Origin of the sequence: Lutibacter litoralis (assembly GCF_014646675.1) — a bacterium.
Lineage (GTDB): Bacteria > Bacteroidota > Bacteroidia > Flavobacteriales > Flavobacteriaceae > Lutibacter > Lutibacter litoralis.
Genome location: NZ_BMNS01000001.1, coordinates 546661 through 558845 on the forward strand (window position 1 = coordinate 546661; position 12185 = coordinate 558845).

Consider the following 12185-nt stretch of genomic DNA (forward strand, 5'->3'; position numbering starts at 1 on the left):
TTTAGTTTTCTAATTTTGAAAATTTTTACTAATTTATCTAAATTTAAATCAACCAATAAAACTTTTGTTACCATTGGTACTTTTGATGGTGTTCATATTGGACATCAAAAAGTGATTAAAAAATTAATAAAAAGTTCTAAAAATAACAAGGCTACAGCTGTATTACTTACTTTTTTTCCGCACCCACGTATGGTGTTGCAAAAGGACTTAGATATTAAATTAATTAACACCATTGAAGAGCGTACAGAATTGCTGGAAAATTTAGGGTTAGATATTTTAGTAATACACCAATTTTCTAAGGAATTTGCAAAACTATCTGCCTTAGATTTTGTAAGAAATATTTTAGTAAATACCTTAAATATTTCGAGATTAGTAATTGGTTATGATCATCATTTTGGTAAAAACAGAGAAGGTAATTTTGAACAGTTACAAGAGTATGGTGATACCTATAGCTTTAAGGTGAAAAAAATTTCTCAAAAAGAAATTAGTGATATAACTGTAAGTTCTACAAAAGTTAGAAATGCTATTGAAAAAGGTGAAATAATAAAAGCAAACAGCTATTTGGGTTATAACTTTATGTTAACCGGAATTGTTGTGGAAGGAAAAAATTTAGGCGAAAAAATTGGCTTTCCAACGGCTAATTTGCATATTGCAGAAACCTATAAATTATTACCAAAAACAGGCGCGTATATAGTAAAATCCAATATCCAACATAAAGTTGTTTTTGGAATGATGAATATTGGTTTTAGACCAACAGTTAGTGGTAAACATCAAACTATTGAAATTCATTTTTTTAATTTTGATTCTCGAATTTACGGTGAAAAAATTCAAATTGAAGTATTGAAATTTTTAAGAGAAGAACAAAAATTTGATTCTGTAGAGGTATTAAAAAAGCAATTGGCAAAAGATAAAAAAACAAGTGAAAATTATATTAATGGCATTCTTTTTGACTAATAATAAGTTATGAGAACAATTTTTATAGTATGTATGATGTTTATGATTTCTTGTAAATCCAATTATACGGTGAATCAACATATCAATCAAGAAGTTACAAACTGTCCTAAAAATGGTACTTGTTCCATTGAGCTAATTGCTAATAAAGCTATTGTTTTTAAAATGGATAATATTGGTATAATGTACCCTGTTATTTCTAAAGGTGATAAAACAATTTTAAAGTATACCTATAAAAAAAATGAAATTCCAAACACACAAGACAGTTATTATACTGAAATTGTGTATGCTGAACTCCCTACAACTATATCGCCAATTGAATTGACCAATGAAGCCCTTCAAGATATAAAATTATATTTTGGTAGATTGTGCTATTGCAAGGGAGAAACGGGTTATTTTGCTATAAAAAGTGGTGATTTTAAACTTACCAAAAACGATAAAAGCTCCTTCAATATCGACTTTAATTTTAAGGTTTCTGAGGTGCCTCAAGTAATTTCAAAAATTCACGAAACTATTTCTTTAAAATCAAATTAAACAATTTAGTTCCTTTTATCAGCAATTTCTTAAATTTGCCGTTCAATAAAAGGATATAACAATGTTACAAGTTGCATTTATTAGAGAAAACACAGAAGCTGTTTTAAAAGGTTTAGAAAAAAGAAATTTAAAAAACGCTGCTGATTTGGTTACCAAAACCATTGCTGCTGACGAAAGTAGAAGAGCAATTCAGACTGAATTGGATGCTGTATTGGCAGAATCTAATAAATTATCAAAAGATATTGGGCAATTATTTAAATCCGGCGAGCGTTCAAAAGCCGAAATTTTAAAGAAAAAAACAGTTTTATTAAAAGATAAATCAAAAGATTTAACGGAAAGTCTTCAAAATAAAGCAATGGAATTACAAGAATTATTGTATTTAATTCCTAATATCCCAAACGAAATTGTTCCTGCAGGTACTTCAGAAGAAGACAATTTAAATATATTACAAGAAGGAGAAATTCCAGTATTGCATGAAGGTGCTTTACCTCATTGGGAATTGGCAAAAAAATACGACATTATTGATTTTGAACTTGGTAATAAAATTACTGGAGCTGGTTTTCCTGTTTATAAGGGAAAAGGCGCAAAATTACAACGTGCGCTAATCAATTATTTTTTAGATAAAAATAACGAAGGTGGTTATAACGAGGTGCAAGTACCGCATTTAGTAAACGAAGCTTCTGGGTTTGGAACGGGGCAATTGCCAGATAAAGAAGGACAAATGTACCACGATGCACAAGATAATTTATACTTAATACCAACTGCAGAAGTTCCTGTAACAAATATTTATAGAGATGTAATTTTAAAAGAAGGTGATTTTCCAATTTTAAATACTGCTTATACGCCTTGTTTTAGACGCGAAGCTGGTTCTTACGGAGCGCATGTGCGAGGTTTAAATAGATTGCATCAGTTTGATAAAGTTGAAATTGTTAGAATTGAACATCCAACTAAATCTTACCAAGCTCTAGATAGTATGGTAGATCACGTAAAAGGAATTTTAAAAGAATTAAATTTACCTTTTAGAATTTTGCGCTTATGTGGTGGAGATATTGGGTTTACAGCTGCTTTAACATATGATTTTGAAGTATTTTCAACTGCACAAGATCGTTGGTTAGAAGTTAGTTCTGTTTCTAATTTTGAAGCATTCCAAGCAAATCGCTTAAAACTCCGCTTTAAAAATAACGAAGGTAAAAGTGAATTAGCGCATACGCTTAACGGTAGTTCTTTAGCATTGCCACGAATATTAGCAGGTTTGTTAGAAAATTGCCAAACACCTGAAGGAATTAAAATTCCTATAGTATTGGTGCCATATTGCGGATTTGAACTAATTAATTAGCACTAACTGTTATCATTTTTTTGTAATGATTCATTTCAATTAAGGCATCAAAGTATTTATTGATTTGCCCTTTTTTCATGAATTTTAAAGATTTCTTTTTTGCAGTTTCGTATTGTTTGATTAATTCTTTCATAATAAAAAATTTAGTTGTTTTATATTGATAAGACAATTTTTGTGCCAAAATGTAACAGAACTTGTTTCAAAATTGATAGGTTTTATAAAAACTTTAACACTTGTTTGGTTATCTTTGAAAGAATTAAAATAAAAAAATGCGTAAAATTCTGTTTCTATTTATTTGTTGTTTTTCCTTGCAAATACAGGCGCAAGAAGCTTCATTGGCATTTTTGTATCTTAGAAATGGTGAATATGAAAAGGCGGCGGCTATTTATAAAACCTTGCATGAAAAAAACCCATTAAATAGTAGTTATTTAACTAATTTAGTTACTAGCTATCAGCAACTTGAAAATTTTAATGAAGTAGCATCTATAATTAATAAACAATTAGAAAAACGCTCAGATCAATATTATTTATTAGTTGAATTAGGTTATAATTACCAATTGCAATATAAACAAGATAGTGCTACTTTTTTTTATGAAAAAGCGTTAAAATCTATCGAAAAATCTAAAAATAAAGGGTATTTAATAGGAAGATCTTTTCAGAAAAACCATTTGCTAGATTATGCACTTATTGCTTTTAAAAAATCTATGGAGTTCAATCCTAATGCAAATTTCAACCTACAAATTGCAGCTATCTATGGTGAAAAGGCCGATTTAGAAAATATGTTCAACACCTATTTAAATTTGGTTGAAACCAATCTCAATTATTTGCCAACTGCAAAAACATATATCGGTAGGTATATAACCGATGATTCTGAAAATGAAGCTAATATATTTTTAAGAAGATTGTTGATTAAAAAAATGCAGAATAATCCACAAAATAGTTGGAATGAGCTTTTAAGTTGGTTGTATATGCAGCAAAAAGAGTATTCAAAAGCCTTTATACAAGAAAAAGCATTATTTAAAAGAGATGCTAGTAGTTTAAAGGGAATAACAGATTTAGGCGGAATCGCTTTTAAAGATAAAAACTATACAGTATCTCAAGAGTGTTTCAAATATATTTTAGATAATACTACTATTGTAGAAGAACAATTAAGAGCTAAACTTTATTTATTGCAAATTGCTATTAAAACCGATGCTGAAATTAACAGTACAGAACAGAAATTTCAAGAACTTTTTTCGGCTTATGGAAAAAGCCAATATACAATTAGTATACAACTGGTGTATGCAGAATTTTTAGCATTTAGAAAAAATGAACCTGAAGATGCGATTTCACTACTTAAAGATGCACTAAAATTACCTATAAGCGAATTTGAGAAAGGAAGCATAAAAACTAAACTGGCTGATATTTTAGTGTATACCAATAAGTTTAGTACGGCATTAATTTATTATACTCAAGTTCAAAACGACTTAAAAAGTCATACTATTGGACAAACAGCTCGTTTTAAAATTGCACAAACATCCTACTTTAAAGGAGATTTTGAATGGGCACAATCACAATTAAAGGTGCTAAAAAATTCCACTTCACAATTAATCGCAAACGATGCATTGGATTTGAACTTATTAATTACAGATAATGTGGTGAAAGACAGTTTAAAGATAGCTTTAAAAACATATGCAAAAGCAGATTTATTAGCATTTCAAAATAAAAATCAAGCTGCAATTGATACACTACAGGTTTTATTAAATAACTTTAAAGGACATTCTTTAGAAGATGAAGCATTATTTAAACAAGCGCAATTATTAGAAAAACATGGTGGTTTTATTAAAGCAGAAAGTAATTATTTGCAAATTATAGCACTTAATAAAGATGATATTTTAGTAGATGATGCCATTTATTATGTAGCAAATCTATATTTAAATCAGTTAGAAAATATTGAAAAAGCCAAAGAATACTATCAAACAATTATTTTTGAATATCCATCAAGTATTTATTTAGTTGATGCCAGAAAAAAATATAGAAAATTACGAGGAGATGTTGTTAATTAATAATGAAGAATAAAAAGAAAATAGAGAATAGAAAAAAGAATTTAGAAAATTAAAAAAAGACGAAGTAAATCATTAGTAAATAAACGTTCACCCTTTGTACCTTTACCACTTTTAACCTGTAAACTTTAAAACCCTTAAACTAAGATTATGTATATATACAACGTGACAACAAATGTAGACGCATCAATTCATCAAGAATGGTTAAAATGGATGAAAGAAAAACACATCCCAAATATGCTTTCATTAGGGAAATTTACCAATGCCAAAATGATTCAGGTTATGGTTGAAGAAGAAATGGGTGGAACAACTTATGCAGTTCAATATACTACAGATAGTTTAGAAACACTTCAAGAATATTACCAGCAAGATGCAGAAAAATTAAGAGCCGAGGCCTTGCATTTATTTAAAGATAAAATTGTAGCCTTTAGAACCGAATTAAAAGTGATAAGTGAACAATTTAGTATGAGTGTAAAAAACTAAAATATGAGTGTAAGAGCAAAAAAACACCTAGGACAACATTTTTTAAAAGACGAGTTAATTGCACAGCAAATTGCAGATAGTCTAACGGAGAAGGGTTATAATAATGTGCTAGAAATTGGTCCTGGAATGGGTGTTTTAACAAAGTATTTGCTTAAAAAACCACTCAAAACTCATGTTATAGAAATTGATACCGAATCGGTTGAATATTTACAAGCTCATTATTTAAATTTAGCGAAGAGAATTATTTCAAAAGATTTTTTAAAAATTAATATTGAAGATTATTTCGGCAAAGAACAAGTTGCAATAATTGGTAATTTTCCTTATAATATTTCAACACAAATTGTATTTAAAACATTAGAAAACCGCCATCAAATACCTGAATTTTCAGGAATGTTTCAAAAAGAAGTTGCTAAAAGAATTGCTGAAACTGAAGGAAGCAAAGTCTATGGAATACTTTCTGTTTTAACTCAGGCTTTTTACAATGTGGAATATTTATTTACGGTACCTCCAACGGTTTTTGATCCACCTCCAAAAGTAGATTCTGGAGTAATTAGATTAACTCGAAAAGAAAATTATACCCTTCCTGTTGACGAAAAATTGTTTTTTAAAGTAGTAAAAACAGCTTTCCAACAACGTAGAAAAACACTTCGTAATAGTTTAAAAACATTTAATTTATCGGATAATTTAAGAGAAGATATTATCTTTGGGCAACGTCCAGAACAATTATCGGTTCAAGAATTTATTAATCTTACTTCTAAAATAGAAAAAGATGCCAGTTGAAATTACTAAACAGTTTATAGAAGATTTACAACAATTAATCGGTGAAAAAAACAACGATTCTTTATTGGTGTTATTGGAAGAGGTCCATTATGCAGATATAGCAGAAGTTATTGAAGAGTTATATACTGAAGAGGCTATCTACTTAATTCGGCTTTTAGAAAGTGATGTAACATCTGAAGTAATTGCAGAACTAGACGAGGATGTTAGAGAAAAAATACTGAGAGAACTTTCCAGTAAAGAAATTGCAGAAGAAATAGATGAATTAGATACTGATGATGCTGCAGATATTATTTCAGAACTTTCTGAAAATCAAAAAGAGGAGGTAATTTCTCATTTAGAAGACATTGAACACGCTAAAGAAATTGTAGAGCTTTTAAGGTACGATGAAGATACTGCCGGAGGTTTAATGGCAAAAGAATTAGTAAAAGTTAACGAAAATTGGAACGTACTTACTTGTGTAAAGGAAATGCGTTCACAAGCGGAAGAAGTAACACGCGTACATTCTATTTACGTTGTAGATGATAATAATAAGCTAAAAGGAAGACTTTCTTTAAAAGACTTATTAACTACCTCAACTAAAACTGCAATCAAAGATGTTTTAATAAAAAATGTTGATGCTGTAAATGTGAATGAAAAGGCTGAAGATGTTGCCAGAATAATGCAAAAATATGATTTGGAAGCCATTCCTGTAGTAGATGAAATTGGACATTTAGTTGGTAGAATTACCATTGATGATATTGTTGATGTAATTAAAGAAGAAGCAGAAAAAGATTATCAAATGGCGGCAGGTTTAGTTGACGATGTTGAAGCTGATGATAGTATTTTTGAACTTACAAAAGCACGTTTACCTTGGTTGGTTTTAGGGTTATTTGGTGGTTTAGGGAGTGTTTTTATTATGGAAGGATATGAAAATATTATGTCCGATCCCAGATATGGTAAATTGTTCTTTTTTACGCCGTTAATTGCTGCAATGGCAGGTAATGTTGGGGTGCAATCAAGCGCTATTGTTGTTCAAGGTTTAGCAAATGATATAATTAAAGGAAGTTTGTTAAGCAGACTTTTTAAAGAAGTTAGTTTAAGCTTAATTAGTGGTACGGTTTTAGGATTGTTAGTGATGCTTTTTGGTGTAATTATGCCAAGTATGATGGATACTTTATTGAGTTTTACTGTTGCAATTTCTATGTTGTGTGTTATTATAGTAGCTGCATTAATAGGAACTTTTGTGCCAATAATATTGGATAAAAGAGGTATTGATCCAGCAATTGCTACAGGACCATTTATTACAACCAGTAATGATATTTTTGGAATTTTCTTATTCTTTTATATAGCTAAATTAATTTTAGGATTTTAAGTATTTCAGTTTAGTTTGAAGCTGTTTTGGTTAAATTAATTTTGAATAAAATATTGTTAATTAGAGGGCATGAATAATAATTTAAATCAAATTAAAACAGTAATTTACGATAAATGTGGTTTTGAAATTTCCAACTTCAAACTTGAACCAGAAAGCACAGCATATGATGCCTGCCGATTTAAATTGAACAGACAACATATAATAAGTAGAAGTGCTAAAATTACACCTAAAAAAGTTGGACAATTTTTGACATTCTGGAAACGTAACGCGAACGGATTTATTGAACCTTTTGAAGAAGTAGATTTGTTTGATTTTTTTATTGTTAATGTGCGGACTGAAAATTGGTTTGGACAATTTGTTTTTCCGAAATCCATTCTAATAAAAAAAGGAATAATTTCAACAGAAAAAAAAGAAGGAAAAAGAGCGTTTAGAGTCTATCCGAATTGGGATATTGTTAAAAATAAACAAGCTCAGCAAACTCAAAAATGGCAATTGGATTATTTCTATGAAGTTAATGTATCTTCAGACTTAGAAAAGGTAGTAAGATTATATAATAAAAAATAACTCAATAAAATAATAACAGAATTTTTTTATACAAAATGCCTAATTCCAAGTTATCTGTTACTAGAATTTAAACTTCTTAAACAAATCCCAAAGTACAACACCGCAACTCACTGAAATATTTAAAGAATGTTTGGTTCCAAATTGGGGAATTTCAATACAGAAATCGCTTGTTGAAACAACTTTTTGTTGCACACCCTTTACTTCATTTCCCATAACAACAGCATATTTTTGGTTGGGTTCTATTGTAAAATCTTGTAACATGGTGCTGTTTTCAGCTTGTTCAATTGCAAGAATTTTAACCTTTTCAACTTTCAGCTTTTCAATTAAAGTTAAAGTATCTTCAGCATATTCCCAAGCAACAGATTCTGTTGCACCCAATGCTGTTTTATGAATTTCTTTATGGGGAGGTTGCGCAGTAATACCGCACAAATATATTTTTTCAATCAAAAAAGCATCACTTGTTCTAAAAACTGAACCAATATTGTTTAAACTTCTAATATTATCTAAAATTACAATCAGAGGAATTTTATCAGTTTTTTTGAAGTCTTCAACATTTAACCTTCCAAGTTCACTATTTTTTAATTTTCTCATTAGTATTGTTTAATCGTTTTTTTATGTTGAATTAAAATTCGTAATTCATAATTTGAAATTCGTAATTTTAAATATAAAATGTAACTTCGCAAAACTAACTTAATTTCCTAAAAAATTGGCAGCAAAACCAAAGAAAGTCACGCCATTAATGAAACAATACAATGCAATTAAGGTAAAATATCCTGATGCAATGTTATTGTTTAGAGTGGGAGATTTTTATGAAACTTTTGGTGAAGATGCCAAAAAAGCGGCCCACGTTTTAGGAATTATTTTAACCAAACGCGGCGCAGGAAGTGAAACAGAAACTGCATTGGCTGGTTTTCCGCATCATTCGTTGAATACCTATTTGCCAAAATTAGTAAAAGCGGGAATGCGTGTTGCTATTTGTGATCAGTTAGAAGATCCAAAAATGACAAAAACCATTGTAAAACGTGGTGTTACAGAACTGGTAACTCCAGGTGTTGCGTTAAATGACGAAGTTTTACAATCAAAAACCAACAATTTTTTAGCAGCAATTCACTTTGGTAAAAAATTCTTAGGAATTTCTTTTTTAGATGTTTCAACAGGTGAGTTTTTAACAGCGCAGGGAAATAGTGAATACATAGATAAACTGCTTCAAAATTTCAATCCGAGTGAGGTATTAGTTCAAAAACAACATAAAACCAAGTTTTTAGAGTTGTTTGGCGACCGTTTTTATACTTTTTATTTAGAAGATTGGATTTTTCAATCAGCATATGCATTGGAAACTTTAACCAATCATTTTAAAGTAAAGACCCTTAAAGGTTTTGGTGTTGATGATTTAAATGAAGGAATTATTTCATCAGGTGCAGTTTTGTATTATTTATCTGAAACACAGCACAATAAGTTAGGTCATATTGCTGTAATTAACAGAATTTCTGAAGATAATTATGTGTGGATGGATCGGTTTACCATTCGTAATTTAGAATTATACAATTCAACTTCGGTAAATGCAGTTACCTTGTTAGATGTTATTGATAAAACAATTTCTCCAATGGGAGGAAGGTTATTAAAACGGTGGTTGGCATTGCCTTTAAAAGATATCAATCGTATAAAAAGACGTCATGATATTGTAAAATATTTTATAGATAATGAAGAGTTTCTGGAACTTTCAACATATCAAATTAAGCAAATTAGCGATATTGAACGTTTGGTTTCAAAAGTTGCAACTGGTAAAGTAAATCCCCGTGAAGTTGTATTGTTAAAAAACTCATTAAATGCGATTATTCCAGTAAAGGAAGCGGCTGAAAAAAGCGATAATGAATCTTTAAAAATTATTGGAGAGCAATTGCAAAACTGTAATACACTTCGTGAAAAAATAACTAAAACTTTAAATGAAGATGCTCCGGTAAATATTAATAAAGGAAATGCTATTGCTAAAGGAATTTCAGCGGAGTTAGACGAATTGCGCAATATTTCAACGTCAGGGAAAGATTATTTAGATGCAATGTTAGCACGTGAAATTGAGCAAACCGGAATTACTTCATTAAAAATAGCATTCAACAATGTTTTTGGTTATTATATTGAAGTTAGAAATTCTCATAAAGATAAGGTTCCGGAAGATTGGATTCGTAAACAAACCTTGGTAAATGCTGAACGTTATATTACCGAAGAATTAAAACAATACGAAACTAAAATTTTAGGTGCGGAAGAAAAAATAGGAATATTAGAACATCAACTTTTTAATAAATTAATCAGTTCTTTACTTGATTATATTCAACCAATACAGTTAAACGCGCAGTTAATAGCGCAAATAGATTGTTTGCTGTCCTTTGCAGAACTTGCCAAGTACAATAATTATGTGCGTCCACAAATTGATGAAAGCACCGATTTAGAAATAAAAAATGGACGTCATCCTGTTATTGAAAAACAATTGCCTATTGGCGAAGAATACATTGCAAATGATGTTGTGTTAAATAGAAAATTACAGCAAATAATTATGATTACTGGTCCTAATATGAGTGGTAAATCTGCAATTTTAAGGCAAACAGCTTTAATAGTTTTATTAGCCCAAATGGGAAGTTATGTACCAGCTCAAAACGCCCGAATTGGTGTAGTAGATAAAATATTTACACGTGTTGGAGCTAGTGATAACATTTCTATGGGCGAATCTACGTTTATGGTAGAAATGAATGAAACTGCAAGTATTTTGAACAATATTTCGGAACGTAGTTTGGTTTTACTTGATGAAATTGGACGTGGAACTAGTACGTATGATGGAATTTCAATAGCTTGGGCAATCGCTGAATATTTACACGAACATCCTTCAAAGGCAAAAACGTTATTTGCTACACATTATCACGAATTAAATGATATGACCAATACGTTTGAGCGTGTTAAGAACTTTAATGTTTCTGTAAAAGAATTAAAAGATAAAGTTATTTTTCTTCGAAAATTAATACCTGGTGGAAGTGAACATAGTTTTGGTATTTATGTTGCTAAATTAGCAGGGATGCCATCTTCGGTAATTCACAGAGCAAGTAAAATGTTGAAGCAACTAGAAAAGAATCATACAAATGCTGAGGTGAAAGAAACGTTGAAAAACACTGCTGAGAATGATATGCAATTAAGTTTTTTTAATCTAGATGATCCACTTTTAGAAGATATTAAAGAAGAAATTTTATCAACAAATATTGATACGCTTACACCTATTGAAGCATTAATGAAGTTAAATGAAATTAAACGAATGTTGACCAAGAAAAATGGTAAATAATTTAGAGCAAGGTTTTTTTGGAATTGGGATTCAAAATGGTAAAACACCTGAAAATTTAGGTGTTTTATGGCGTTCTGCTCAAAATATGGGCGCTAGTTTTATTTTTACAATAGGCAACAGATATGCAAAACAAGCTTGTGATACACATAAAGCAACAGGAGCTATGCCTTATTTTCACTATGAAACTTTTGAAGAATTTTATAATAATTTACCAAAAGGTGCGCAATTAGTTGGTGTGGAATTAGACGAAAAGGCAGCAGCTCTTGAAACTTTTATACACCCAAGGCGTTGTGTTTATTTATTAGGAGCTGAAGATCACGGCTTGTCTAAAGCAGCCATTGAAAAATCACACTTTCTCGTGAAATTTAAATCAATTTTAAGTTTAAATGTTTCGGTCGCTGGGAGTATAGTAATGTATGATAGGCAATCTAAAATTTCTTAAGATATTCTTGGTATAAATTGTAACGTTTTTATATTATCTTTGTATTCTAAACATTTTAAAATGTATCTATTTATTAGCGGACCTGAAATATTTGTAATATTAGTTATTGTAGTAATGGTATTTGGTGCAGACAAGTTACCTGAGATTGCGCGTGGTCTAGGTAAAGGAATGCGTCAGGTTAAAGATGCAACTAACGATATAAAGCGTGAAATAAAAAATAGTGCAGAAAAAAATGACATTGACATTGATATTGCTTCAAATATTAAGAACGAAATTAATAAGGTAACCGATAATATTGAAGATTATAGCCAACCAGTTAAAAAAATAAAAGACACTATTGTTGATGATATTACAGGCCCTATTAAAAGAAACAAGTAATT

Annotated in this window: 13 protein-coding genes; 11 read left to right on the forward strand and 2 right to left on the reverse strand. The window is 29.9% G+C overall.

Going from position 1 to position 12185, the window contains the following annotated elements; genetic code table 11:
- Window positions 1-15: 15 nt before the first annotated feature.
- The 3 genes from IEW75_RS02425 (at window position 16) to serS (ending at window position 2821) form a co-directional block, all read left to right on the forward strand.
- Window positions 16-954, forward strand: coding sequence for a bifunctional riboflavin kinase/FAD synthetase (locus IEW75_RS02425; RefSeq protein ID WP_134248446.1), 939 nt, complete (start codon window positions 16-18; stop codon window positions 952-954).
- A 9-nt stretch (window positions 955-963) separates the two neighbouring features.
- Entirely contained in the window at window positions 964-1485 is a 522-nt protein-coding gene (locus IEW75_RS02430; protein WP_134248447.1) for a hypothetical protein, read from the forward strand.
- Between the two features lie 61 nt (window positions 1486-1546).
- Entirely contained in the window at window positions 1547-2821 is a 1275-nt protein-coding gene (gene serS, locus IEW75_RS02435) for a serine--tRNA ligase (protein WP_134248448.1), read from the forward strand.
- Here the strand turns inward: serS and IEW75_RS02440 are convergent.
- Window positions 2814-2954, reverse strand: a complete 141-nt coding sequence (locus tag IEW75_RS02440; RefSeq protein WP_188703955.1) for a hypothetical protein — start codon at window positions 2952-2954, stop codon at window positions 2814-2816. The genes serS and IEW75_RS02440 overlap by 8 nt on opposite strands.
- Window positions 2955-3090: 136 nt before the next feature.
- On the opposite strand from IEW75_RS02440, the gene IEW75_RS02445 reads away from it, so the two are divergent.
- The 5 genes from IEW75_RS02445 to IEW75_RS02465 all read left to right on the forward strand — a co-directional run bounded on the left by IEW75_RS02445 (window position 3091) and on the right by IEW75_RS02465 (window position 8041).
- Window positions 3091-4866 carry a tetratricopeptide repeat protein gene (locus IEW75_RS02445; protein WP_134248449.1) on the forward strand — a complete coding sequence of 592 codons (1776 nt, stop codon included), beginning with the start codon at window positions 3091-3093 and terminating at the stop codon, window positions 4864-4866.
- A 147-nt stretch (window positions 4867-5013) separates the two neighbouring features.
- A complete protein-coding gene (locus IEW75_RS02450) occupies window positions 5014-5346 on the forward strand; it encodes a DUF4286 family protein (protein ID WP_134248450.1) in 333 nt (110 codons plus the stop codon).
- A gap of 3 nt (window positions 5347-5349) precedes the next feature.
- Window positions 5350-6126, forward strand: a complete 777-nt coding sequence (gene rsmA, locus IEW75_RS02455; protein ID WP_134248451.1) for a 16S rRNA (adenine(1518)-N(6)/adenine(1519)-N(6))-dimethyltransferase RsmA — start codon at window positions 5350-5352, stop codon at window positions 6124-6126.
- The gene (gene mgtE / locus IEW75_RS02460) at window positions 6116-7477 is read left to right on the forward strand and encodes a magnesium transporter (RefSeq protein WP_134248452.1); all 1362 of its coding nucleotides are present in this window, start codon (window positions 6116-6118) and stop codon (window positions 7475-7477) included. The genes rsmA and mgtE overlap by 11 nt, the downstream gene beginning before the upstream one ends.
- A 69-nt stretch (window positions 7478-7546) precedes the next feature.
- Window positions 7547-8041: a MepB family protein gene (locus IEW75_RS02465; RefSeq protein WP_134248453.1), complete on the forward strand. Its 495-nt coding sequence runs from the start codon at window positions 7547-7549 to the stop codon at window positions 8039-8041.
- Window positions 8042-8101: 60 nt separating this feature from the next.
- On the opposite strand, the gene IEW75_RS02470 is transcribed toward IEW75_RS02465, so the two are convergent.
- A complete protein-coding gene (locus tag IEW75_RS02470) occupies window positions 8102-8632 on the reverse strand; it encodes an RNA methyltransferase (protein ID WP_134248454.1) in 531 nt (176 codons plus the stop codon).
- A gap of 115 nt (window positions 8633-8747) precedes the next feature.
- Between IEW75_RS02470 and mutS the strand changes: the two genes are divergently transcribed.
- From mutS to IEW75_RS02485, 3 genes are read left to right on the forward strand one after another with little or no spacing between them, the layout of a single operon-like run.
- Window positions 8748-11363 (forward strand): DNA mismatch repair protein MutS, encoded by a 2616-nt coding sequence (mutS, locus tag IEW75_RS02475; RefSeq protein ID WP_204744206.1) that lies wholly within the window; start codon window positions 8748-8750, stop codon window positions 11361-11363.
- Window positions 11353-11805: an RNA methyltransferase gene (locus tag IEW75_RS02480; protein WP_134248455.1), complete on the forward strand. Its 453-nt coding sequence runs from the start codon at window positions 11353-11355 to the stop codon at window positions 11803-11805. Before mutS ends, IEW75_RS02480 begins: the two co-directional genes overlap by 11 nt.
- A 60-nt stretch (window positions 11806-11865) precedes the next feature.
- Entirely contained in the window at window positions 11866-12183 is a 318-nt protein-coding gene (locus tag IEW75_RS02485) for a Sec-independent protein translocase subunit TatA/TatB (RefSeq protein ID WP_134248456.1), read from the forward strand.
- The last annotated feature ends 2 nt before the right edge of the window (window positions 12184-12185 follow it).

Excerpts from the sequence above, each read along its gene's own strand:
- IEW75_RS02470 (WP_134248454.1), bottom strand. The coding sequence starts at position 8,632 with ATGAGAAAATTAAAAAATAGTGAACTTGGAAGGTTAAATGTTGAAGAC.
- IEW75_RS02485 (WP_134248456.1), top strand. The coding sequence starts at position 11,866 with ATGTATCTATTTATTAGCGGACCTGAAATATTTGTAATATTAGTTATT.
- serS (WP_134248448.1), top strand. The coding sequence starts at position 1,547 with ATGTTACAAGTTGCATTTATTAGAGAAAACACAGAAGCTGTTTTAAAA.
- IEW75_RS02465 (WP_134248453.1), top strand. The coding sequence starts at position 7,547 with ATGAATAATAATTTAAATCAAATTAAAACAGTAATTTACGATAAATGT.
- rsmA (WP_134248451.1), top strand. The coding sequence starts at position 5,350 with ATGAGTGTAAGAGCAAAAAAACACCTAGGACAACATTTTTTAAAAGAC.
- IEW75_RS02480 (WP_134248455.1), top strand. The coding sequence starts at position 11,353 with ATGGTAAATAATTTAGAGCAAGGTTTTTTTGGAATTGGGATTCAAAAT.
- mgtE (WP_134248452.1), top strand. The coding sequence starts at position 6,116 with ATGCCAGTTGAAATTACTAAACAGTTTATAGAAGATTTACAACAATTA.
- IEW75_RS02430 (WP_134248447.1), top strand. The coding sequence starts at position 964 with ATGAGAACAATTTTTATAGTATGTATGATGTTTATGATTTCTTGTAAA.
- IEW75_RS02450 (WP_134248450.1), top strand. The coding sequence starts at position 5,014 with ATGTATATATACAACGTGACAACAAATGTAGACGCATCAATTCATCAA.
- IEW75_RS02440 (WP_188703955.1), bottom strand. The coding sequence starts at position 2,954 with ATGAAAGAATTAATCAAACAATACGAAACTGCAAAAAAGAAATCTTTA.
- IEW75_RS02445 (WP_134248449.1), top strand. The coding sequence starts at position 3,091 with ATGCGTAAAATTCTGTTTCTATTTATTTGTTGTTTTTCCTTGCAAATA.